The sequence below is a fragment of the Rahnella sp. EDr1-12 genome, from assembly GCF_049206505.1.
Lineage (GTDB): Bacteria > Pseudomonadota > Gammaproteobacteria > Enterobacterales > Enterobacteriaceae > Rahnella > Rahnella rivi.
The window spans coordinates 1-24,061 of the sequence record NZ_JBLZNY010000005.1; the positions used below are offsets into that span (position 1 = coordinate 1).

A 24,061-nucleotide genomic window follows, 5' to 3' on the forward strand; every position below is an offset into this window, starting at 1 on the left:
ATTTGCCTGGCGGCACTAGCGCGGTGGTCCCACCTGACCCCATGCCGAACTCAGAAGTGAAACGCCGTAGCGCCGATGGTAGTGTGGGGTCTCCCCATGCGAGAGTAGGGAACTGCCAGGCATCAAATTAGTAAGATTTGCTTTAAAGCAAATTGTTATAAGAATAAGCGTGCTGATATGGCTCAGTTGGTAGAGCGCACCCTTGGTAAGGGTGAGGTCCCCAGTTCGACTCTGGGTATCAGCACCAGTAATAAGCGTAGAGTTCGGTAAATTAACAGAATTTGCCTGGCGGCAGTAGCGCGGTGGTCCCACCTGACCCCATGCCGAACTCAGAAGTGAAACGCCGTAGCGCCGATGGTAGTGTGGGGTCTCCCCATGCGAGAGTAGGGAACTGCCAGGCATCAATAAAAGACAAAAGCCCCGTACGCAAGTACGGGGCTTTTGTCTTTTATGTGATCAGGTAATTTACTCCACGATGAGAAAGCTCTGCCATGACTTGCAGTTTTTAGTGTGTGGAAGTTGAAGATATATCTGTAAATAAAAGGCCACCTTGTCGGTGGCCTTTTGTATTTTTACCGCTTATTAAGCATAAATCAGTGATTAGAGCTTTGTGATATGCCGATCCCGGTCTGTGAACGAACAAATTGAGGATAAAAACGCTCCCTTTCTTTCTGTCCTTCCAGAGAATTATCGGTGATCGAGAAGAACCAGGTGCCGACAAATGCAACGATCATGGAGAACAATGCCGGATACTCATAAGGATAAATTGGTTTCGCATGTCCCAAAATCTGTACCCAAATCGTAGGTCCAAGAATCATCAGGATCACTGCCGTCAGTAATCCGAGCCATCCCCCAACCATTGCTCCACGCGTTGTCAGTTTCGCCCAATACATCGAGAGTATGATGATCGGGAAGTTGCAACTTGCTGCAATCGAGAATGCTAATCCCACCATGAAGGCAATATTTTGTTTTTCAAACAAAATACCCAATCCGATAGCGACAATACCCAGAATAATCACGGTTACTTTCGACACACGTAATTCATCTTTCTCCGTTGCTTTACCGTCTTTGATTACGCTCGCATAGAGGTCATGAGATACCGCTGAAGCACCTGCCAGCGTTAAGCCGGCGACTACCGCCAGGATCGTGGCGAATGCGACAGCAGAGATAAAGCCGAGGAAGAAGCTACCACCGACGGCATCTGCCAGATGCACAGCGGCCATGTTGTTCCCGCCAAGCAAGATGCCGCTTGCATCTTTGAAAGCCGGATTAGACCCCACCAGCACTATCGCACCAAAGCCAATAATGAAGGTCAGAATGTAAAAATACCCAATAAATCCAGTGGCATAGAACACGCTTTTACGGGCTTCTTTGGCGTCGTTAACGGTGAAGAAACGCATTAAAATGTGTGGCAGACCTGCGGTCCCGAACATCAGCGCAAGACCCAGCGACAATGCCGATATGGGATCAGAGACTAGCCCTCCAGGGCTCATGATCGCGATACCTTTCGGATGGGCTGCGACCGCCTGGGTGAAGAGCGTATTGAAGTTAAAGTTGACGGACTTCATGACCATGACGGCCATAAATGTGGCACCGGCTAACAGCAGGATCGCTTTGATGATCTGAACCCATGTGGTTGCCAGCATGCCGCCGAAGAGGACGTAGAGCACCATCAGGATCCCAACCAGCACGACAGCCACGTGATAGTTCAGGCCGAACAGGAGTTGAATTAACTTACCGGCACCCACCATCTGAGCAATCAAATACAGAGCGACGACAACCAGTGAACCGCAGGCAGAAAGTACGCGGATAGGCTTCTGTTTAAGGCGGTAAGATGCCACATCTGCGAAGGTATATTTGCCCAAATTACGCAGACGTTCGGCGATCAGGAACAAAATGATCGGCCAGCCAATCAGGAAACCGATGGAGTAAATTAATCCGTCGTAACCTGAGGTATACACCAGCGCGGAGATCCCGAGGAAAGAAGCCGCAGACATAAAGTCCCCGGCAATTGCCATACCGTTCTGCAACCCGGTGATCTTACCGCCTGCAGTGTAATAATCCTGACGAGAACGGGTTCGTTTGGAGGCCCAATAGGTGATGTACAGCGTGGCGCCAACGAAGAGCAGGAACATCACAATCGCTTCAATATTGAGAGGCTGAGCCTTCACTTCGCCGGAAATACCTTCTGCAGCGAATACGCTAAAAGGAAAGGTCAGAGATAACAACAGAAGCAGGGAACCACGACGAGCACTCATGGCTGCACCTCACGGACGATATCTGCTGTCAGCCGGTCAAATTCACCATTTGCGCGAATAACATAAATACCGGTGAGTATGAAAGAAATCACAATCAATCCGACGCCGACAGGAATGCCCCGCGTAATGGTGGCTCCTTCATACAAGGGCGTTCCCAGCCATTGCGGGTCGAATGCGATCAATAAAATAAAGGCGACGTACATGACCAGGGTAATACCTGAAAGCAGCCAGGCAAAACGGCTGCGCTTTTGCACCAACTCCCTGAAACGCGGATTACTTACAACTCTCTGATAAATGAGATCATTCATCTCAGTGACTCCTTTGAGGCATTGATAGAGTTCACCGCGCCAGGGCGGTGAAAATTAGGACGGCACTTTCATTGATTGTTTTTCTTCCAACAGTTTCTCGACAACGCCCGGATCCGCCAGCGTTGAGGTATCTCCCAGATTGCTTGTGTCACCGGCTGCAATTTTGCGCAGAATACGTCGCATAATTTTGCCGGAACGGGTTTTTGGTAAAGAATCCGTCCAGTGAAGAATGTCCGGGGTGGCAATCGAACCAATCTCCTTTCGCACCCAGTTTCTGACTTCCGAATACAGCTCAGGGGAAGGTTCTTCGCCATGATTCAGCGTGATGTATGCGTAAATTGCCTGACCTTTAATGCTGTGCGGAATGCCCACAACTGCGGCTTCTGCAATTTTAGGATGAGAAACAAGCGCAGATTCAATCTCTGCCGTGCCCAAACGGTGGCCAGAAATGTTCAGAACATCATCCACACGGCCAGTTATCCAGTAGTAACCGTCTTCATCACGGCGGGCACCATCTCCGCTGAAATACATGTTTTTGAAGGTGGAAAAGTAGGTTTGCTCGAAGCGTTCATGGTCACCGAACAGAGTGCGTGCCTGACCAGGCCATGAATCGGTGATCACCAGATTGCCTTCGCAAGCGCCTTCCTGAGGCACGCCCTCGTTATCCACCAGCGCAGGTTGAACGCCGAAGAAAGGACGCGTGGCGGAACCGGCTTTCAGTTCAGTCGCGCCAGGCAACGGCGTGATCATGAATCCGCCGGTTTCGGTTTGCCACCAGGTATCGACAATCGGGCACTTACTGTTCCCGATAGTTTTGTAATACCACTCCCATGCCTCCGGATTGATCGGTTCCCCGACGGAGCCCATGATCCTCAGCGATTCGCGGCTGGTGCCTTCAATCGCTTTATCCCCTTCAGCCATCAGTGCACGAATTGCCGTGGGTGCGGTATAAAGAATATTCACTTTATGCTTATCAATAACCTGCGCCATGCGCGCCGGTGTCGGATAATTTGGCACTCCTTCGAACATCAGGCTTATCGCCCCGCAGGCCAGCGGGCCATAGAGTAAATAGCTGTGGCCGGTCACCCAGCCGACATCAGCGGTACACCAGTAAATGTCGCCGTCATGGTAGTCAAAGATGTACCTGAAGGTCAGCGCGGCATAAACAAGGTAACCGCCGGTGGTATGCAGCACGCCTTTCGGTTTGCCGGTGGAACCTGAGGTATAGAGGATGAACAGCGGGTCTTCGGCATTCATTTCTTCGGCCGGGCAGTCTGCCGGCACGCCTGAGATCGCGTCATGCCACCAGATATCACGTCCTTCCTTCCATTCACCCTGTTTGCCGGTGCGTTTGAAAATAACGGAGTGAGTCACCGTCGTGACGGAAGGATTTTTCAGAGCGTCATCTACGTTTTGTTTCAGTGGAATGGTTCTGCCTGCACGCAGGCCTTCATCCGCAGTGATCACGACTTTAGCGCTTGAATCTACAATGCGTCCCGCCACGGCTTCCGGTGAGAAGCCCGCGAAAATCACAGAATGCACGGCACCAATACGGGCACAAGCCAGCATTGCCACCGCCGCTTCCGGCACCATAGGCATATAGATAGCCACGACGTCGCCTTTCTTAACGCCCAGATTTTTCAGCACATTCGCGAACTGACAGACGTCATGATGCAGTTGTTTGTAGGTGACGTGCTTATTTTCAGCGTTGGGGTCATCGCCTTCCCAGATTAATGCGGTCTGATCGCCTTTCTCTGCCAGATGACGATCCAGACAGTTGGCGGCGAGATTCAGAGTACCGTCCTCAAACCAGCGAATATCGATATTTCCCGGCGCGAAAGAGGTGTTCTTCACTTTTGTGAAAGGTTTAATCCAGTCGAGAACTTTCGCCTGTTCTCCCCAGAATGCCTGCGGATCTTCTACAGACTGTTGATAAAACTGCTGATATTTCTCAGGTGTGATCAGGGTACGTTCTGCAACAGAGGCAGGAATAGGATGCTTGTAAACATGGCTCATGGTTTTTCTCCTTTGATTTGTTAATGATATGTCAATCAAAGGTTAAGTGTAGTTTGCGTCAGGCCTTTGTTTGCTTTTTGGGTGTCAGATCACGCAAGTCGCGCTAAACCGGCAAGACATTGGCAAGGCCGCTGCGGTACATGCCACATAAATAGACAATATAAGCGTGATCCTTTAATGGCCGGTGGCAGTAAAAACCACTGAAAAATATCCTTACTCATGAAGTCGCATTAATAATGAAATAAGAAAGAAGCCGAATATGATCTCTGCCGAAATAGGGAATATTCCTGACAAGCGAGTTTTTTGACCTGCATGAAGGTTTTTCCGACATCTGACCCCAAAAATGTATCAATGCCGGTTCGAAAGTGAAAATAATTTAGATTAAAAGTAAATATTTGGTTAAATAAAGCTTAACCTGGCACATTAACCGAAGTGATTTGCCTTCATGGCGTAACATTTAATGTTAATAATTTTTACCTATAAGTTAATTTTCCTTCATAAAGATGAGATTTAAATATTAATGTAAGACTAAAGTTCTTAATATTTGCATTATGCAAATTATTATAACGTTAAAAAGCAAATATCAGTATATTGATCTGGCAAGAGAGGGGTGCTCTCTTCGGTACAGCGAAAAATATCGCTTAATAGCTTATGGCTTAATAACTACCGTTAAAATCTCAAGGACAAATTATGTTTAACGCCAAGAACAAGACACTGATTATTGCTTTATCTGCCTTTATTTCTTCTTCAGCTTTTGCAGAAGATGCGACCGGAACGCCTCCTGTGGGTGCTGACCAGGGCTCAGGCCGTATTCATTTCACCGGAACCGTGATTAATGCGCCATGCTCAATTGCTGCAGGCGATGAAGACATTAATGTCAATATGGGCCAGGTCGCGAATAAAGTATTGGAAAGCGGCAATAAATATTCTCAGAACGTTAACTACACCATCCATCTGCAAGATTGTAACCTGACCGCGCAAACCGCGGGTTCAGTTGAGTATCCGGCTATGTCTAAAGTGGCGGTTTCCTTTGCCGGTACGCCAGACAGCAGTGCCACTGAATTGCTGGCAAACACCGGCAGCGCGAAAGGCGCGGGCATCCGTTTAATTGATGCCAACGGTGACTTGCTGAAAGTGGGTGATACCTCTAAAGACATCAATCTGGTCACCGGTAACAACGAGCTGGTCTTTGCTGCGCGTGTGGAAGCGAATACTCAGCCGGTTTCAACCGGTACGATCGTTTCTCAGGCTACTTACGCGCTGAATTATAAGTAATCGTCTTTTTTATTAAGGGGAGTTTTCTCCCCTTTATTTTCAGGTGCATCGGGGTTCCGTGCTGGATCTATAAAAATAAAAAAGTGGCGTAATTATGTTGTTTGCCTTGGACAGAGCGTCAGCAGTAAAGAGGATCACTTCAGGATGTATTTTCCTCTTCTCAGGATGCCTTATTTCAATCAAAAGCTTCGCGGTAGAGTTTAACGTTAACTTTATTGATTCTGCTGATCGTAATAATGTCGATCTCTCACGCTTTCAGACTGCAAATTACATCGCCCCCGGAGAATACCTGTTAGATGTGGTATTGAATGGCCGTACCCTGGGCGATCAAAGCCTCATAAAATATATTCCGACAGACGATAGTTCTGTTAACAACCAGAACAGCCGTTTGTGCATACCGCTATCACTGGTCGATAAATTCGATCTGACCCCGGCTGCGCGGGAAAAACTTACGCTCTGGCATCAGGGCCAGTGCACTTCTCTGGATCAGCAGAAGGAAGTGGCTGCGCGTTACGATCAGGAAAAACAAACGCTGAATATCAGCATTCCGCAGGCCTGGTTAACCTTTCATGATGAAAACTGGGTGCCACCCTCGCAATGGGATGAGGGCGTGAATGGCGCGTTACTCGATTACAACCTGCTGGGCAGTAAATATATGCCGCAGCAAGGAGACAGCTCGACCAGCGTCAGCAGTTACGGGACCACCGGATTCAATCTGGGGCCGTGGCGGGCACGCGCGGATTATCAATATTCAGCCTCACGCACCTCTGGCAGCCCGGCTAACGATAAATTCACCTGGACGCAGACCTACCTGTTTCGCGCGCTGCCTTCCATCGGTGCACGTCTCACCGCCGGCCAGACTTATTTCAATTCCGACATCTTTGATTCATTTCGTTTTATCGGGGCTTCTGTGAACAGCGATCAGCGAATGCTGCCGCCATCCCTGCGCGGTTATGCACCGCAGGTCACGGGTATTGCAAAAACCAACGCCAAAGTGAGTATCAGTCAGAATGGCCGTGTGATTTATCAGACGAACGTTTCTCCGGGGCCGTTCGTGGTTCAGGATCTGACAGAAGCTGTGCAGGGCGCGCTGGACGTAAAGATTGAAGAGGAAAATGGCAGCGTCACAACCTATCAGGTGACGACCGCGACTATTCCGTTCCTGACCCGTAAGGGCCAGGTGCGCTTCAAGACCGCGATGGGTAAACCAACAACCGGCAACAATAACCGCGTTTTACAGCCAGGCTTTTACAGCGGCGAAATGTCGTGGGGCGCGTTGAATGATTTCTCGTTATACGGCGGGCTGATTTCGACCACCGGTAATTATCAGGCGCAGGCACTGGGCGTCGGGCAAAATCTGCAAAAACTGGGCGCAGTCTCTTTCGACGTGACGCGTTCATCGGCAACGGTTCCGGTGGCGGGCAGGCAGACGGGGTTCAGTTATCGCGCCAACTATTCGAAGCGTTTTGATTCCACGGGCAGCCAGATCACCTTTGCCGGCTATCGTTTCACTGAAAAAACCTTCATGTCGTTCAGTCAGTATCTCGACAAAGTGAATGGCGACGGCTATTCCCGCGACGATAAACAAACCTATACCGTGACTGCCAACCAGTATCTGCCGTGGCCGGCGATCACCCTGTATCTGTCAGCCACGCACAAGGTTTACTGGAACGAAAATCCAAGCAACAACTACAGCGTATCGGTGAGCAAAATTTTTGATATCGGACGTTTCACCGGTATTTCAGCCACCTTCTCGGCCAGTAAGCTGAAATACCGGGATACCGATGAAAACCAGATGTTCCTGTCATTCAGCCTGCCGCTCTCTTCCGGGCAACAGGTCAGCTACGACGCACAACAAGATTCGCAGGGCGGTTTCTCGCAAACCGCGTCGTATTACAACAGTCAGGATCCAAATAACACCTGGCGCGTCGGCGCAGGGGGCAGCAGCCCTGATCTGCAAAAAGGCGATGGCGTCTTCCGGGCCAACTATCAGCACATGTCGCCTTACGGCCAGTTTGGTGTGAACGGCAGCGTCAAAAATAATGATTACCGGTCGGTGAACGCCAACTGGTATGGCTCGATGACGGCGACAGCGGCTGGCGCGGCATTGCATCAAAGCAGCGCGGGCAGTGAACCGCGAATGATGGTGTCCACCGGCGTAAAAGGTATTCCAATCAGCGACGGTGCGTCGATCACCAATGATTACGGCATCGCCGTGGTGAACGGCGTATCCAGTTATCAGACCTCCGATATCCGCGTTGATGTAAACCATTTACCGGATGACGTAGAGGTGTACAGCTCGGTGGTCAGTAAGACACTGACCGAAGGAGCAATTGGTTTTCGCAAAATTCGTGCGATCAAAGGTGAACGTCTGATGGCGGTGATCCGTCTGGCCGACGGCAGTCATCCGCCTCTGGGAGCTTCTGTCACCGACAACAGTTCCGGGTTTGAAGCGGGGCTGATTGGCGATGGCGGGCTGGCCTACCTGGCCGGGGTTTCCGGGGAGAAATCGCTGACCGTACGCTGGGGAGATGAAAACCAGTGCCGCATTCAGGTGCCATCAGACACCGCAACGCAAAGCGGCCAGGTGTTATTACCGTGCACCTGAGCGCGCCAACAACCATGAAACAGAGCTAATCAGCAAAGGAATGACCGGATGAAGAACCTGATATTACGATTCAGTGGCGCACTACTCATGTTAACCGGAGTGCTCCAGCCGGTGCTGGCCGCCGTGAATCTTGACCGGACACGCATCATTTATAACGCCAGTGATAAGTCTGTCAGCGTAATGCTTGAAAACCAGAGCAAGGATTTACCTTATCTGGCGCAGGTCTGGCTGGAGAATGCACAGGGTGAAAAAATCACGTCTCCCCTGGTGGCGCTGCCGCCGATGCAACGCATTGATGCCGGTCAGAAGAGTCAGATCCGTATCTTGCAGTTACCCGAGGCGGCCGCACTCCCTAAAGACCGTGAGTCGTTGTTTTATTTTAACGTGCGAGAAGTGCCGCCAAAGAGCGAGATGGCCAACGTCATGCAGGTGGCGATTCAAAGTCGGGTGAAATTGTTCTTCCGCCCTGCTGAATTACGCAAGTTGGTAAAGGGCAACTGGCAGGAGCAGCTTCAGATAAGCCGTCTCAATGACGGGCTGAAACTGACGAATCCCACTCCGTTCTATATCACCGTCGGGTATTTGGGCAAAGACAACAAAGGCAACGTGCCGGGTTTTGACAGCGTCATGCTGGCGCCGTTTGCCACAGAATCACTCACCGGCAGTCAGTATGTCAGTGCCGCTTACAGCATCGGTTATATGGACGACTACGGCGGCCTGCAGATAAATCAGTACACGTGTACCGCCATGCAATGTCAGCGCATCAGCAAGGATGCCAAAAAATAACCCTAGTGCGAACTCTGTGTGAATGAGCCGGTTTATCTGAAAGGTAGGGAGAGTTATGCCTGAAATTTATAAATTAGTCCGGGTGCGGGTGACGCTATTCCTCCTGCTGTGCCTGTTTTCCGGCAGTGCGCTGGCGCTCGATTGCGTGGAAAAAGGCACCGGCATAGTGGATAAACCGGCCATTCCGGTCGGCCAGCTGGCGATCCCCGCTAACGTACCTGTCGGCACTAAAATTTGGGAATCGAACGACATTAATGTGACGGCCTATTGCGACAATGTGCTCGGCTCGATCATTGACGTCGTCCATTTCTACTTCAACCCAAAATCCCAGTCGATTGGTGAAGGGTTGCTGCTGGGTGTCAGTTATAACGGGCAGGATTTGGAGCAAAACGAGCAGCGCCTGAGCACCAACAGCGCGCCCATCAAAAGAGGGCAGAACGTCACGGTGAATGTCACGTTCCGCTTGTACATCAAAGTCAGCGGTAATGCGCCTTCCAGCGGGCATTATCAGGGGGCCGATCAGTTCACGGTATTCCAGCTCGACGGCAGCAGAGGCATCAACAAATCACCGGGGGCTAAAAACCTCAAATACAACCTCTCGGGATTACAGGGGATCCGTTTTCTGGCCTGCGGTTCAGATTTGAAGGTTTACCCGGAATCGCAGATCGTTGATTTTGGCGCGATTCAAAGCACCACGCTTTCGCGTTCCTCCGGGATTTCTCTGCCCTTTGCTATCAAGGCGGTGAAGCAGGGATGTCTGGATAACTTCTCACTTCAGGCCGAATTCTCAACGGCCAGTCCTTTACTTGATAACACCGCTATTGACCTGTCGAACGGCGCGAAGCTGATGCTTTACAACGAGAAAGAACAGGCGATTACCTTCAATCGCTATGACAACTTTGCTGAACTGAACAACGTCAATGAAGTCACCAAAAACTTCACAGCAAAACTCAGCGCGATACCCGGGAAAACACTTTCACTTGGGCAGTTTGACGCGTCAGTGATCGTCAAGATCAACTATTACTGACCTATTTCAGTACAGGGAGAACGACATGTTTAGAACCGCCAAGCTGCGCGCGCAAGCGCTGGAAGAACCGGTTTACTCAGCACAGGCACCGGAACTCATAGCCGAAACTCAGATTCACGCGATGCTGCAAACCCTGCGGGAAGATGCGGGGTTAAGTAAAACCGAGCTGGCCAGGCGTCTCGGCGTGACGCCTCCGGCGATCACGCGCCTTGAAAAGCGTCCGGCGCAGGCCAGCTTTAACACCCTGACACGTTATGCGCAGGCCTGCGGCTTCCATCTTTACCTGTATTACAAATAACTCAGAGATCGTTTTTAAATACGCACATGGTCAGCGGTGACTGGTTGCTCTCGATCAACATGGTGTTGTCATCGTATTTCTTGAGCACCAGCGTGTCAGTCTGGCCCGCCATAAAAAAACTGTTCATCAATAAAAGCGAGGACATCTTCCAGTCCATATTATCAACGCTGTCGGTATTTATTTGGGTACTGGTAAGTGAGTAGGTGTTAGTGTATTTACTCTCATGCACATAACGATAATAAATATTCCTAAGGATCGTTTTTCGCTCAATCACCTTACCGCTGCGATCATACAAATACCCCGTGCCGCTGAGAGAGATCAAAATTTTATTATTGTCGAGAAAACTAAAGTAGAAGGATGTCGTCATCCGTGCCCGTTGATCATCATAAAGGGCGTCAACAATCATATTTCCCCGGCAGGAGGTGTTGACAGGAAAGGCGGCTTTATCATTCTTCAATGAATTGCCGTATATAACTATGCCAGGCAATAACCCAACCAGTAATAATGTAAGCAGAATGTTCTGCAGACCGGGCGATGGCCATTTTTTAAAACTGATCATGCGTTGTCCTGTCATTTGCATAATAGCTGATGCAAATGTTGATGTTATGCGATTCATTAGTGCTGCACTGCGCCATAAAGTCACGAACTGATCCTGTATCAACAGGCGTAATGAATTGCTCACTTTGAAATATGAAAATATTTCCGGGAGAGCAGAGGATTTTTTGTTTCATCATAAAGGTTTGTGCCAGTTGGAGGAACTCCGCCTTTCTGGCCCCGGAAACTGGCGCGGTGGAGTAAAGTTCACAGGCACCGATGTTAGCTACCAACAGCTTGGCTTTAGGATCAATCATCACGCTGTGTAAAATATACAGCCCCCAGGTTGTCAGAGTGATCAACGTAAAGATACTGATAATTAAGTATATTTTACGATGTTCTTTATGTGTGGCTGCGAATGTTGGCTCCTGAGCTTCTGATGTTTCAGGTACTGAAGGTGCCGTTTCGTGCAGGGTGACAGGGGGTTCAGGCGCACTGAACGCTTCCTCCGGAAGTAAAGTGTCTTTTTCCTGCGGCAGGTCCAGCCCCGACTGCAGCGTAATAGTCGTTTCTTTTTTGATGATAAAACCGACCTTAGGCACAGTGACGATGAATTCATCGACATAACCTAGTGTGGAAATCACTTTACGTAATTTGCTGATGCAATGATTGAGGTTATTATTACTGGCTGTCAAACCATAGTCATCCCATACTTTTTTAAAGAATGTTTCACGCTGTACAACGGTACCCTGTTGCTCAATTAACAGGGATAATATTCTCCGCGCAGGATTGGATACCGTGATGTTACTTTCAGCGTCGCTCAGTAATGAAAGTGAGTTATCCTCCGGATTAAAGACTATTTGATTTTCAATCAGATAAATCATATGCATCCCTTTCTCCCTGTCTTGAATATCCTGAATTTTCACTGCATCAGGTAATTAAGTGCCATTATGCTGTTGTCATTTGCCTTTATATACCGTGAGTACGGCCAGCCAGTATAAACCCGTTCTATTAATGAAATAGAATTGCGTCCGAATAGTTTACACGTGACCTGAGATAAGTCTTAACGACATAACATATTTTTTTGGCGGGACGATATTGTGATAAAAGCTATAAATCACGTACGGAATTTTAGTAGTGCGTGATTTATCAGGACCAGGGAGAGGGCATGACGGGGGGATATGGTGTTGTTACGCAGAGCAAATGCCATAAACCTCAGAAAGCAAAAAACCCGCCACAGGCGGGTTTCTTTAACCAGGATGCGGGACCCGGACAAAGGCGCGCAGCGTCTTTGAGCAGCGCTTGCGCTGACCCCGCAGGGGTGAGTCTCAGTATGAGACGAATAATCGAACGCAGTTCGATGGAGAGTCCGCATCTCAGAAAGCAAAAAACCCGCCACAGGCGGGTTTCTTTAAACAGGGTGCCCGGACTCGGACAAAGGCGCGCAGCGTCTTTGAGCAGCGCTTGCGCTGACCCCGCAGGGGTGAGTCTCAGTATGAGACGAATAATCGAACGAAGTTCGATGGAGAGTCCGCATCACAGAAAGCAAAAAACCCGCCATAGGCGGGTTTCTTTAAATATGGTGCCCGGACTCGGAATCGAACCAAGGACACAGGGATTTTCAATCCCTTGCTCTACCGACTGAGCTATCCGGGCAACGGGGCGCATTAAACCGTATTGGGCATGTGCCGTCAACGGCTTTGTCATCTAAAACACATAAAACGCGTTTGTTTGCTGGCTTTTCATTCAAAAACTATCAAATTCCCTGTTTTGCCGATCAGAAAATCAGGAAAGTGCGCCATGTTCGCGACAACGTGCAATATTCAAAACGTCTTCTGCCAGCCTGCGGGCGACTTCCACGTCGTTCAGCTGACGTTTGACCAGCAGTTTGCTCAGGCAACCCTCCAGGATCAGCTCCATCTGCTGGGCCACCATCTCGGCATCATCGGAGCCCATCTCTTGCAGCAGCGACAGCGTGTACTCATAGGAGGCCAGTTTCTGTTGCTGTGCTAACTGATGAATTGGCATATCGCTGTCAGGAAATAGCGTGCAGGCAGCGATAAACAGGCATCCCGGATAGCGCTGCTGGCGAACTTGCTCATCCAGCACTTTATAACGGGCCAGTAACTTCTGCGATGCGCTGAGAGACTCGTCCAGCATCAGCTGGCGGCGCCAGACGTCAATTTGTTCACCGTGATAGCGCAGGCTGTCGTAGAGCAACGCTTGCGCATCTGGCCAGAAACGGCGTAACTCATTGAGCGGAACATCGACCCTTTCAGCGACGTACTCCAGTGACATGGTTGCAAGGCCACGTTGTTCCAGGATATTTAAGGTTTGATCAAGAACTTGTTCGCGTAGCACGTTTGCCTCCTCGCAATTCGCGTCATTCAAAAACCAGTGTCGTTTAATGACAGGCTTTCTGCAAATGCGCGGTGAATTCCGCTGCATTCATAAATCCGGTAACCCTGGATTGCGGCAATTCTCTGCCATCAGGGCCGAAGAATAAAATCGTAGGCAATCCCAGCACTTCCAGGCGTTTAAGCAACGCCTTTTGTTCCGGCGAATTTTTGGTGACATCTGCCTGAAGCAGTAAGGTATTCGCCAGTTCATGCTGCACGTCTGGCGCAGAGAACGTATATTTTTCAAACTCTTTGCAGGCGACGCACCAGTCCGCATACAAATCCAGCATCACGCGTTTGCCCTGAGCACCCTGAAGAGCCGCATTGAGTTCATCAACGTTGTGGATCTTCTGAAAACTCAGTGCGTGTTGTGGCGCGGAACTGCTTGCGGTGGGGGCAAAAGCCCAGTCCTGTAACGGACGGCTGACCACCAGCGCGGCCGCGAGGAAGACCAGTTGCAGGACCCGGAACACGCCGCGCTGGCTTTTCAGGCAAAGCACAAAGGCCCAGCCAAAGAACGCGATGCCGAGCAGGCTCCATAAACGCAGCCCCCACACATCACCGACCACACGCTCAAGCAGGAAAACGGGCAGCGCCAGAATCACAAAACCAAAGCCTTCTTTGACGTTATTCATCCAGGGGCCGCTGCGTGGCAGCAGTTTGTTGCCAAACAGGGTCACGATAATCAGCGGGATGCCCATGCCCAGCGCATACAGATACAACGTGCCAGCACCGGCCAGAAGATTACCGCTCTGGGCGATATACAACAAAATGGCGCTCAGCGGCGCGGTGGTGCAGGGTGAACAAATCAGCCCGGCCAGCGCACCCATAATAAAGACGCCGGGCAGCGAGCCGCCTTTTTGTTCATTACTCCACAACGCCAGCCGGGTCTGTAATGAAGAAGGAAGTTGCAGGCTGAAGGTGCCAAACATCGACAGTGCCAGCGCGATGAACATCACCGACAGCACAATCAGCACCCACGGACTTTGTAATGCGGCCTGGAATTGCAGACCGGCAGCGGCCACTGCCATGCCGAGCAACGTGTAGGTCAGCGCCATGCCCTGAACGTAAATCAGCGACAGCATGAAAATTCGCTTCATGCTGTGAGGACGCTGTCGGCCAAGAATAATGCCGGAGATCAGCGGATACATCGGTAATACGCAAGGTGTAAAAGCAATGCCGATGCCAATCAACAACGCCCACAGCGGCGAGAACGGCAGTGGTGTGCTGTGCGGCGCGGGCGTGGCGACGACAGGCGCTGCGTCGATCACCGGCGGGCTGGCGGGTGGCGCATCCGTCACCTCGCTGACCGGCACTTCGCGGGTTTCCGGCGGATAACAAAATCCAGCAGCGGCACAGCCCTGATAGGTCACGCGTACCGTGGCGTCGGCGCTGGCCTGTCGCAAAGGGACGGTGATGTGCAGAGCCTTTTCATAGACTTCGCTGTCACCGAAAAACTCATCGTGATGCTCACGCCCTTTCGGCAGGAAGAACGCAGCGAGATCGGCGTTCTTCGGTTCCAGCTCAATTTTGCTGCGGTATAAATAATACCCGTCACGGATTTGCCAGTTCAGCTTGAGGTCGTGACCCTGCTGCTGGAAGTCAAAGCTGAACGCCTGATCCACGGGCACAAACTGCGGTGCTGCGGGCTGACTGAATAATGATGCCTGAGCCTGCAGCGGCGCGATGCACAGGCTGCAGAGCAGGAAAAAAATACGAAAAATGCGGTGATCCATGCGGAATTCAAGTCTCTTTGTCGCGGCGCAGACACTCAGCCGCTGGGTGATTCGACAGAAGATGCGGACGGCTTCATGCCGTGGCGCGATTAGGAGTAATGAGTATACCCCGCGCCATCGTTGAGCAGAAAGTCTTGCGGATATTTTACAAATATCAGAAGGGGAGCGGATGGCGGGGGCCGGAGCCCCCGCTTAAGGTCAGAGGATAACGCTGCCGAGGCCAAATGCGAACAGCACCGACAGGAAGACGCCCACAGTGCCTGGAATAAAGAACGGATGGTTGAACACGAAGCGCCCGATGCGGGTGGTGCCGGTGTCATCCATCTGCACGGCCGCGACGAGCGTCGGGTAGGTCGGCAGAATAAACAGGCCAGAAACGGCTGCAAACGATCCGACGGCAGTCAGCGGAGACACGCTCAGCGCCAGTGCCATCGGCAGCAGGGCTTTGGTGGTCGCCGCCTGAGAATAGAGCAACGCAGAACTGAAGAAGAAAATCACAGCCAGCAGCCACGGGTGTGCCTGAATAATGCTGCCTGCTGTTTCTTTGATCCAGCCAAGATTCGCCTGCACGAAGGTATCGCCCAACCACGCCACGCCGAGGATACAAATACAGGCGCTCATTCCCGCTTTAAACGTGCCGGAAGTCAGGATCGAATCGGTATCAACCCGGCACAGCAGGGTGATTAATGTTGCCACGCTGAGCATGATGATCAGAATCGCGCTGGTGGTGGTCATCAGCGGTGTGGCGACCAGCCCGAGGCTCGGACTGTTAATCACCGCGTAACCGACCACGGATAAAACACCGAGCAGGAACAACATCACAGAGAGTTTTGCCCGTGGTTTGATTTCGACAATGCTGTCGCCACGCAGCGTCACCAGCCCTTCTTCGTAACGCTTCAGATAGACCGGATCGTTAGACAGTTTGGAGTCAAAGCACCAGGTGACCATCAGAGACATCACGATAACGGCCGCCAGTGTCGAAGGGATCATCACCATCAGAAGGTGCAGATAGCTGACGCCATGGTCTTCCATCACCGATGACATATACACCACCGCCGCTGAAATAGGAGACGCCGTGATCGCAATTTGCGCTGCCACCACCGCGGTGGATAAAGGACGTGAAGGTTTGATGCCTTGCTCTTTGGCGACTTCAGAAATTACCGGTAACGCCGAGAGGGAAATGTTGCCTGTTCCTGCGAGGATGGTCAGGAAGTAGGTGACGATGGGGGCGAGCAGAGTGATGTGTTTCGGGTTGCGGCGCAGCAGTTTCTCGGTTTGCTGAACCAGATAATCCATGCCGCCTGCGACCTGCATGGTCGAGATGGCGGCGATAACAGCCATAATGATGGAGATGACGTCGAAGGGGATGGAGCCCGGTTTTACGCCGATCATGGCGAGCACCAGTACGCCGAGTCCACCCGCGAAACCAATCCCGATGCCGCCTAATCGCGCCCCGAGAAAGATCGCCAACAGTACAATAATGAGTTCGATGATTAACATGGTTGTCCGTCCATTTTTCCCGTATTCCTTAAGGAATTGATAATTATTTGTTATGTAATTGTTGTGTCGTGCAAAGTAAAAAGGCCCGCTGTTCCGCAGAACAACGAGCCTTTAAAAGGTCAGTGATGGAGCCTGTTACTGTTCATTTTCATCCGTGTAGCGTTTCGCTTTATAAGCCGGGTGTTTAAGATTCTCTATAGAGAAAATATCGTCCAGCTCTGCTTCTGTCAGCAGGCCACGCTCAAGCACCACTTCCCTGACACTCTTGCCGGTTTCTGCACAAATCTTCCCGACAATATCGCCATTGTGGTGGCCGATGAACGGGTTGAGATAGGTGACGATGCCGATAGAGTTGAATACGTAAAATTCACACACTTCTTTATTTGCGGTAATGCCGTTGATGCATTTTTCCAACAGATTGTAACAGGCGTTAGTCAGAATATGAACTGACTCAAACATCGCCTGGCCGATCACCGGTTCCATCACGTTCAGCTGAAGCTGACCGGCTTCTGCCGCCATAGTGACGCAGACGTCGTTACCGATGACTTTAAAGCACACCTGATTAACGACTTCCGGGATCACCGGGTTGACCTTGGCGGGCATGATTGAAGAACCGGCCTGAAGTTCTGGCAGGTTGATTTCGTTCAGGCCAGCGCGCGGGCCGGAAGAGAGCAGGCGCAGGTCGTTACAGATTTTGGAAAGCTTTACTGCCAGGCGTTTCAGGGAGCTGTGAACCATGACGTAGGCGCCACAGTCAGACGTCGCTTCGATCAGGTCTTCGGCCGGAACGCACGGCAGATTGCTGACTTCCGCCAGTTTCTCCACGGCAAGTTGCTGATACCCTTCCGGCGTATTCAGGCGTGTGCCGATGGCCGTCGCACCGAGGTTCACTTCCAGCAGTAACTCGCCGGTGCGGATCAGGTTGCGGGTTTCTTCTTTCAGCAGCACGTTGAATGCGTGGAATTCCTGACCGAGCGTCATCGGTACCGCATCCTGTAACTGGGTACGGCCCATTTTGATGACGTTCTCGAACTCTTTCGCTTTACGCTCGAAGCCGTCGCCGAGTTGGGAAATGGCATCGACCAGTTTCAGCAATGAGGCATACACGGCGATACGAAAACCGGTCGGATAAGCATCGTTAGTGGACTGGCATTTGTTGAGATGATCGTTGGGATTGAGGAACTGATAATCGCCTTTCTGGTGTCCCATCAGTTCCAGACCGATGTTCGCCAGCACTTCATTCGTGTTCATATTTACCGAGGTTCCCGCGCCGCCCTGATAGACGTCGATAGGGAACTGGTCCATGCATTTACCTTTATCAAGCACTTCGTCACACGCCTGAATAATGATGTCGGCAATGTGACGTGGAATTGTGCGCAGCTCTTTGTTTGCCAGAGCGGCCGCTTTTTTCACCATTACCATGCCACGGACAAATTCAGGTACATCGCTGATCTTGGTGTTGCTGATATAGAAGTTTTCAATCGCCCGCAGGGTATGAATGCCGTAATAAGCGTCTGCAGGGACTTCGCGCGTGCCCAGCAGGTCTTCCTCGATACGAATGGTGTTTGACATGAGAACCTTCTCTTCGGTACTAAACGCGTTATGCGATGTTTAAAATTATGTTACTTACCGTGGTAAATTTAAAACGATCAACCGTTGTTTTGGCAACGAAGGCGATCATATGCTGCTTCAAACGAATTGCACGTACTAAGATCACTATCCTGCCCTATTGTTGTGCATGTATTTTTGTATCTGTGAGAATTCTCACAAATCATTTAGTTGCTCAATTAAATCAGGTCTGGCGCTTGAAATCATTGGGATGGAGCACCATCTCAGTGTAGTCAGCCTGTATGCCTTTGATGGCAAAGTTCGTGAGCGGGCCCTCATTCATGGTTGCGGAATGTTCTCTCTGAGAATTTCCGCAACCTTATTACAAGGAGAACGCGGTGCGCTGGTTACCGTTAATCGTATTATTTCTGCTGGCTTACATTGAGATCACCTTATTTATCAAGGTGGCCGCAATCGTCGGCGTTGCTACCACGCTGCTGCTGGTGGTGTTCACCTCTTGCGTGGGTGTCTCTCTGGTGAAAAACCAGGGTATGAAAACGTTTATGCAGTTACAGCAAAAACTGGCCGTGGGCGAAAGTCCGGCGGCGGAAATGGTGAAAAGCGTGTCACTGGTGATTGCAGGTTTTCTGCTGCTGGTGCCCGGGTTCTTTACGGATTTCCTCGGTTTGCTGCTTTTACTGCCTCCGATCCAGAAACGCCTGACGCTGAAACTGATGCCTCATCTGAATATCGTCCGCTCTGGCGGCAACTGGGGTAACAGCGCGCCAACGGGGAATACCTTTGACGGCGAATTCAAGCGCACTGATGAAACGCCGGAGCGTCTGGTTTCTTTAAAAAAAGATGACGACACAGAGCACCGCGATCGCTAATCTCTGTGGCCTTGATTGTTAAAAAATTGTTTTTGACTAGGAAAAACAGGGGGGAAGGGCATTTTTTGCCGGTCTTAATGGCAGGAATGTGAAAGAAAAAGGGAAATTTTTTTCTCTTCTTCCCCTTGAAGGGCGATGTATCGCCCCCATTAAACAAACCACGAGGCCGGGCAGTGTTCTGCCGGGCATTCAACCCTAAAATTGAGTTAGACCCGCTCACAGGAGAGTTATCAATGAAAATTCGTCCATTGCATGACCGCGTTATCGTCAAGCGTAAAGAAGTAGAATCTAAATCCGCTGGCGGCATCGTGTTGACTGGCTCCGCTGCAGGTAAATCTACCCGCGGTGAAATCCTGGCTGTCGGCCATGGTCGCATTCTGGAAAACGGTGAAGTGAAAGCGCTGGACGTGAAAGTTGGCGATATCGTCATTTTCAACGACGGCTACGGCGTGAAAGCTGAGAAAATCGACAATGAAGAAGTGTTGATTATGTCTGAGAGCGACATCCTGGCAATCGTAGAAGCCTGATCCTCGACCCACTTTTTTCTGAACTGAACGAATTGAAGGGAAATTAACAATGGCAGCTAAAGAAGTTAAATTCGGTAATGACGCACGCGTAAAAATGTTGCGTGGCGTAAACATCCTTGCTGATGCAGTAAAAGTGACCCTGGGCCCTAAAGGCCGCAACGTGGTTTTGGACAAATCTTTCGGCGCACCAACCATCACTAAAGACGGCGTGTCCGTTGCACGTGAAATCGAACTGGAAGACAAGTTCGAGAACATGGGTGCACAGATGGTGAAAGAAGTGGCGTCCAAAGCGAACGATGCAGCAGGTGACGGTACCACTACCGCAACTGTTCTGGCACAAGCCATCATCACCGAAGGCCTGAAAGCTGTGGCTGCGGGCATGAACCCGATGGACCTGAAGCGCGGTATCGACAAAGCTGTGATTCACGCCGTTGAAGAACTGAAAAAACTGTCTGTACCTTGCTCTGACTCTAAAGCCATTGCACAGGTGGGTACCATCTCTGCTAACTCCGATGAAACCGTCGGTAAACTGATCGCTGAAGCGATGGAAAAAGTCGGCAAAGAAGGCGTCATCACTGTTGAAGAAGGCACCGGTCTGCAAGACGAGCTGGACGTTGTTGAAGGTATGCAGTTCGACCGCGGTTACCTGTCTCCGTACTTCATCAACAAACCAGAAACCGGTTCAATCGAACTGGAAAGCCCGTTCATTCTGCTGGCTGACAAAAAGATTTCTAACATCCGCGAAATGCTGCCAGTTCTGGAAGCCGTTGCGAAAGCCGGTAAACCACTGCTGATCATTGCTGAAGACGTTGAAGGCGAAGCCCTGGCGACTCTGGTAGTGAACACCATGCGTGGCATCGTGAAAGTTGCTGCGGTTAAAGCACCAGGCTTCGGCGACCGCCGTAAAGCTATGCTGCAGGACATCGCAACCCTGACTGGCGGTACCGTTATCTCTGAAGAGATCGGTCTGGAGCTGGAAAAAGCGACGCTGGAAGACATGGGTCAGGCTAAGCGTGTTGTGATCAACAAAGACACCACCATCATCATCGACGGTGTTGGCGAAGAAGCGACCATTCAGGGCCGTGTTTCTCAGATCCGTCAGCAGATCGAAGAAGCGACCTCTGATTACGATCGTGAAAAACTGCAAGAGCGTGTGGCTAAACTGGCAGGCGGCGTAGCTGTTCTGAAAGTTGGCGCAGCGACTGAAGTTGAAATGAAAGAGAAGAAAGCCCGCGTTGAAGATGCGCTGCACGCAACCCGTGCTGCTGTTGAAGAAGGCGTGGTTGCCGGTGGTGGTGTTGCGCTGATCCGCGTTGCTCACACCCTGGCTGGCCTGAAAGGCGATAACGAAGACCAGAACGTGGGTATCCGCGTTGCTCTGCGCGCAATGGAATCTCCACTGCGTCAGATCGTTGTCAACGCAGGCGAAGAAGCTTCTGTCATCGCCAACAAAGTGAAAGCAGGCGAAGGCAGCTTCGGCTACAACGCTTATACCGAAGAATACGGCGACATGATCGCAATGGGTATCCTGGATCCAACTAAAGTGACCCGTTCTGCTCTGCAGTACGCGTCTTCTGTAGCTGGCCTGATGATCACCACTGAGTGCATGATCACCGACCTGCCTAAAGACGATAAAGTCGATATGGGCGGCGCTGGCGGTATGGGTGGAATGGGCGGCATGGGCGGCATGATGTAATCATCATCCCCCTGCGCTCATCCGCAGGCAGGCGAAATCAGCAGACGTTTTTGTTTACTGATTAACCTGCTGAAGAAACCCGGTCTGAAAAGGCCGGGTTTTTTTATTTGACCCTTTTTTGTCAGGTTCAGTAAGATAACTCTCATTGTCGCCGGCCTTTAACGTGTAGACTCGTTTCTGCGTGGTTTTCGGATTTTTACCGATAGCGCGAACTTGGGTATGCGTGGCAACGGATGCCTAAGAGAGCCAGGTGTTTTCTGATAGGCTTTATGTGATTACAAAAACAAATGGGGAAAGTGATGCGGATTAAAATGTTACTGGGCCTGTCAGCTATCGCGCTGCTTGCCGGGTGCAGTACCACTCATCAACTGGATGCTGCAGGCCAGCAGGTGAAATTCACCGACGATAAGCCAGGCGCTGAATGTCAGCTGATCGGCCAGGTAACCGGTGCCCAAAGCAACTGGTTCTCAGGTACCGGTGGTGACGGCAGCTCCATGCGTGGTGCAGCCAACGACCTGCGTAACAAAGCAGCAGCCATGGGCGGCAACACCATTTATGGTGCTAACAGCCCGTCTCAGAACTTCCTGTCCAGCTTTGCACCCGTTGACAGCAAAATGGTCGGCCAGGTTTATAAGTGCCCATAATCGCGCCTTGCGCGTTATGATCGCCTAGAAATAATAAAGGGATGCCATCGGGCATCCCTTTTTGCATTCTCTGGTCGTCGTCAGGACTGCTTCAGACGTAAATCCAGAATCGTTTTGCTTGGCTCGCCGCCAATTTCACGCGTCAGTTTCGGCACCATATAACCCGACACCTGACTCATCAGCCCTTTCATAATGACGCGCGCTTCGTCGTCGCTCACCATGAAATGTGCTGCGCCCTGGACTTTATCCAGCACGTGGATGTAGTAAGGCAAAATACCGGCGTCGAACAGCGCATTGCTCAGCGCGGCCAGCACCTCAGCGGAATCATTCACATCACGCAGTAATACGCTTTGATTGAGCAGGGTCACGCCGTGCTTTTTCAGCTTAGCCATACTGGCGCGCAACGCATCATCAATCTCGTTGGCGTGATTGATGTGCGTCACCATCAGCACCTGCAAACGCGATTGTTCAAGACGCTGACAGAAAGCATCGGTAATGCGAGCTGGGATCACGACCGGTAAACGGGTATGAATACGCAGACGTTTAATGTGCGCGATCCCTTCCAGTTCGCCGATCAACCAGTCGAGTTCGTGATCCTTTGCCATCAGCGGATCGCCGCCAGAGAAAATAATTTCATCGAGTTCGGGGCATGTACGGATATAATCCAGCGCCTGAACCCAGTTGGCTTTATTCCCCTGGTTGTCCTGATACGGAAAATGACGGCGGAAACAGTAGCGGCAATTCACCGCGCAGCCGCCTTTCACCAGTAGCAGGGCCCGATTGCTATATTTGTGCAACAGACCCGGAACAACGCTGCGTTGTTCATCAAGCGGGTCAGTGGTAAACCCCGGCGCGGCGATAAACTCTTCGCGGGCGGTTAATACCTGAAGCAATAAAGGATCCTGCGGATCGCCCGGTTTCATTCGTGCCAAAAAGGCGCGGGGCACTCGTAGCGGGAACAAACGACGGGCTTCACGCCCTTTTTGCAGCTCTGCATTATCGTTAAGTGCCAGAAGAGTAAGCAGTTCATCCGGGTCTGTAATAACATCGCCGAGTTGATACAACCAATCTTCTCTAAATGGCGTATTTAGGGTTACAATGTTTGCCATTTTTTGGCTAATACCAGTTTAAAATTAGAGGGCCATCATGGCGACTTATTCTAGCAACGATTTCCGTCCGGGTCTTAAAATCATGTTCGAAAGCGAGCCTTACGCGATCGAAGACAGTGTGTTCGTAAAACCGGGCAAAGGTCAGGCTTTCGCACGCGTGAAAATGCGTCGTCTGCTGACCGGTTCACGTGTAGAAAAAACCTTCAAATCTACTGACTCCTGCGAAGGCGCGGACGTGGTAGATACCAACATGACTTACCTCTACAACGACGGTGAGTTCTACCATTTCATGCACCCTGAGACTTTCGAACAACACGGCGTTGAAGCAAAAACCGTGTCTGACGCGTCTAAATGGCTGCAAGACAATGCGGAATGTATCGTCACTCTGTGGGATGGTCGTCCTATCGCGGTACAGCCACCAAACTTCATCGAAGCAGAAGTGGTGGATACTGATCCAGGCCTGAAAGGTGATACAGCGGGTACCGGCGGCAAGCCTGCAACCCTGAGCACCGGTGCCGTGGTTAAAGTGCCATTGTTCGTACAGATCGGTGAAATTGTTCGTTGTGACACCCGTTCTGGCGAATACGTTTCCCGCGTTAAATAAGTTTCCCTGCTTATTTTGCCGGATGAGAGCTGCCACAGGTAAACGCCTGTTGCAGCTTTCCTGCCTCAACGAATTGAATCGGATGTTATTGATCATGTTGAAAAAGATGATGCTTATCGTGGTTTCAGTGATGGCGCTGGCTTCGTTATCCGGCTGCAACACGGTTCATGGTTTTGGTGAAGACATCCAGCATCTGGGTGGGGCAATTTCACGCGCAGGCTGATCCCTTCAGCCTTGTTAACCTTCCATTTCTTTTTTCCAATTTTCTTAAAAGCCTTCCTGATTTCCTGCATTTCCT

Annotated in this window: 21 protein-coding genes, 2 tRNA genes and 2 rRNA genes; 14 read left to right on the forward strand and 11 right to left on the reverse strand. The window is 50.8% G+C overall.

Translation table 11 applies throughout. From position 1 onward, the window contains the following. Positions 1–5: 5 nt before the first annotated feature. The 3 genes from rrf (ACO0U8_RS18430) to rrf (ACO0U8_RS18440) all read left to right on the forward strand — a co-directional run bounded on the left by rrf (ACO0U8_RS18430) (position 6) and on the right by rrf (ACO0U8_RS18440) (position 400). Positions 6–121 (forward strand): 5S ribosomal RNA (rrf, locus tag ACO0U8_RS18430). 50 nt (positions 122–171) lie between these two features. Then, positions 172–247 (forward strand) — tRNA-Thr (locus ACO0U8_RS18435). A gap of 37 nt (positions 248–284) precedes the next feature. Continuing rightward, positions 285–400: ribosomal RNA gene (rrf, locus tag ACO0U8_RS18440) — 5S ribosomal RNA — on the forward strand. A gap of 193 nt (positions 401–593) precedes the next feature. On the opposite strand, the gene actP is transcribed toward rrf (ACO0U8_RS18440), so the two are convergent. Genes actP through acs form a run of 3 tightly spaced genes read right to left on the reverse strand, consistent with a single transcriptional unit; the run spans position 594 to position 4,582 of the window. Continuing rightward, the gene (gene actP / locus ACO0U8_RS18445) at positions 594–2,258 is read right to left on the reverse strand and encodes a cation/acetate symporter ActP (protein ID WP_217202861.1); all 1,665 of its coding nucleotides are present in this window, start codon (positions 2,256–2,258) and stop codon (positions 594–596) included. Continuing rightward, the gene (locus tag ACO0U8_RS18450) at positions 2,255–2,566 is read right to left on the reverse strand and encodes a DUF485 domain-containing protein (RefSeq protein WP_056782518.1); all 312 of its coding nucleotides are present in this window, start codon (positions 2,564–2,566) and stop codon (positions 2,255–2,257) included. Before ACO0U8_RS18450 ends, actP begins: the two co-directional genes overlap by 4 nt. A gap of 54 nt (positions 2,567–2,620) precedes the next feature. Further along, entirely contained in the window at positions 2,621–4,582 is a 1,962-nt protein-coding gene (acs, locus tag ACO0U8_RS18455; protein ID WP_421671400.1) for an acetate--CoA ligase, read from the reverse strand. Positions 4,583–5,272: 690 nt separating this feature from the next. Between acs and ACO0U8_RS18460 the strand changes: the two genes are divergently transcribed. From ACO0U8_RS18460 to ACO0U8_RS18480, 5 genes are all read left to right on the forward strand, one after another. Beyond that, a complete protein-coding gene (locus ACO0U8_RS18460) occupies positions 5,273–5,857 on the forward strand; it encodes a fimbrial protein (protein WP_421671401.1) in 585 nt (194 codons plus the stop codon). Between the two features lie 94 nt (positions 5,858–5,951). Then, complete coding sequence (locus ACO0U8_RS18465) at positions 5,952–8,465, forward strand: fimbria/pilus outer membrane usher protein (RefSeq protein ID WP_421671402.1); 2,514 nt, start codon at positions 5,952–5,954, stop codon at positions 8,463–8,465. Positions 8,466–8,513: 48 nt separating this feature from the next. Beyond that, positions 8,514–9,251, forward strand: coding sequence for a fimbrial biogenesis chaperone (locus ACO0U8_RS18470; RefSeq protein WP_122094098.1), 738 nt, complete (start codon positions 8,514–8,516; stop codon positions 9,249–9,251). 55 nt (positions 9,252–9,306) lie between these two features. Then, a complete protein-coding gene (locus ACO0U8_RS18475) occupies positions 9,307–10,278 on the forward strand; it encodes a fimbrial protein (protein ID WP_122094096.1) in 972 nt (323 codons plus the stop codon). A 25-nt stretch (positions 10,279–10,303) separates the two neighbouring features. Then, the gene (locus ACO0U8_RS18480) at positions 10,304–10,576 is read left to right on the forward strand and encodes a helix-turn-helix domain-containing protein (protein WP_056782512.1); all 273 of its coding nucleotides are present in this window, start codon (positions 10,304–10,306) and stop codon (positions 10,574–10,576) included. A 1-nt stretch (position 10,577) separates the two neighbouring features. On the opposite strand, the gene ACO0U8_RS18485 is transcribed toward ACO0U8_RS18480, so the two are convergent. The 7 genes from ACO0U8_RS18485 to aspA form a co-directional block, all read right to left on the reverse strand. Continuing rightward, complete coding sequence (locus ACO0U8_RS18485; RefSeq protein WP_136377207.1) at positions 10,578–11,135, reverse strand: FidL-like protein; 558 nt, start codon at positions 11,133–11,135, stop codon at positions 10,578–10,580. After that, entirely contained in the window at positions 11,122–11,994 is an 873-nt protein-coding gene (locus ACO0U8_RS18490) for a winged helix-turn-helix domain-containing protein (RefSeq protein ID WP_421671403.1), read from the reverse strand. The genes ACO0U8_RS18485 and ACO0U8_RS18490 overlap by 14 nt, the downstream gene beginning before the upstream one ends. Positions 11,995–12,690: 696 nt before the next feature. Next, a tRNA-Phe gene (locus tag ACO0U8_RS18495) sits at positions 12,691–12,766 on the reverse strand. 129 nt (positions 12,767–12,895) lie between these two features. Beyond that, the gene (gene dicD / locus ACO0U8_RS18500) at positions 12,896–13,471 is read right to left on the reverse strand and encodes a division control transcriptional repressor DicD (RefSeq protein WP_421671404.1); all 576 of its coding nucleotides are present in this window, start codon (positions 13,469–13,471) and stop codon (positions 12,896–12,898) included. Between the two features lie 43 nt (positions 13,472–13,514). Beyond that, complete coding sequence (locus ACO0U8_RS18505) at positions 13,515–15,245, reverse strand: protein-disulfide reductase DsbD (RefSeq protein WP_421671405.1); 1,731 nt, start codon at positions 15,243–15,245, stop codon at positions 13,515–13,517. Between the two features lie 198 nt (positions 15,246–15,443). Continuing rightward, entirely contained in the window at positions 15,444–16,745 is a 1,302-nt protein-coding gene (locus ACO0U8_RS18510; protein WP_183849990.1) for an anaerobic C4-dicarboxylate transporter, read from the reverse strand. Positions 16,746–16,880: 135 nt separating this feature from the next. Further along, the gene (gene aspA / locus ACO0U8_RS18515) at positions 16,881–18,317 is read right to left on the reverse strand and encodes an aspartate ammonia-lyase (RefSeq protein ID WP_056782506.1); all 1,437 of its coding nucleotides are present in this window, start codon (positions 18,315–18,317) and stop codon (positions 16,881–16,883) included. A gap of 374 nt (positions 18,318–18,691) precedes the next feature. On the opposite strand from aspA, the gene ACO0U8_RS18520 reads away from it, so the two are divergent. The 4 genes from ACO0U8_RS18520 (at position 18,692) to ACO0U8_RS18535 (ending at position 22,050) form a co-directional block, all read left to right on the forward strand. Then, positions 18,692–19,183: an FxsA family protein gene (locus ACO0U8_RS18520; protein WP_056782505.1), complete on the forward strand. Its 492-nt coding sequence runs from the start codon at positions 18,692–18,694 to the stop codon at positions 19,181–19,183. Between the two features lie 233 nt (positions 19,184–19,416). Then, positions 19,417–19,710 (forward strand): co-chaperone GroES, encoded by a 294-nt coding sequence (locus ACO0U8_RS18525; RefSeq protein WP_009636718.1) that lies wholly within the window; start codon positions 19,417–19,419, stop codon positions 19,708–19,710. 49 nt (positions 19,711–19,759) lie between these two features. Further along, positions 19,760–21,406 carry a chaperonin GroEL gene (groL, locus tag ACO0U8_RS18530; RefSeq protein WP_056782504.1) on the forward strand — a complete coding sequence of 549 codons (1,647 nt, stop codon included), beginning with the start codon at positions 19,760–19,762 and terminating at the stop codon, positions 21,404–21,406. A 299-nt stretch (positions 21,407–21,705) separates the two neighbouring features. Next, entirely contained in the window at positions 21,706–22,050 is a 345-nt protein-coding gene (locus ACO0U8_RS18535; RefSeq protein ID WP_122096303.1) for a DUF4156 domain-containing protein, read from the forward strand. Between the two features lie 80 nt (positions 22,051–22,130). On the opposite strand, the gene epmB is transcribed toward ACO0U8_RS18535, so the two are convergent. Then, entirely contained in the window at positions 22,131–23,159 is a 1,029-nt protein-coding gene (gene epmB / locus ACO0U8_RS18540) for an EF-P beta-lysylation protein EpmB (RefSeq protein ID WP_183849994.1), read from the reverse strand. A gap of 37 nt (positions 23,160–23,196) precedes the next feature. Here epmB and efp point away from each other — a divergent pair, with 37 nt between their 5' ends. Both efp and ACO0U8_RS18550 read left to right on the forward strand, forming a co-directional pair. Further along, positions 23,197–23,763: an elongation factor P gene (efp, locus tag ACO0U8_RS18545; protein ID WP_056782502.1), complete on the forward strand. Its 567-nt coding sequence runs from the start codon at positions 23,197–23,199 to the stop codon at positions 23,761–23,763. Positions 23,764–23,857: 94 nt separating this feature from the next. Continuing rightward, on the forward strand, positions 23,858–23,986 hold the full coding sequence (locus ACO0U8_RS18550) for an entericidin A/B family lipoprotein (protein ID WP_056782525.1): 129 nt from the start codon (positions 23,858–23,860) through the stop codon (positions 23,984–23,986). Positions 23,987–24,061: the final 75 nt, after the last annotated feature.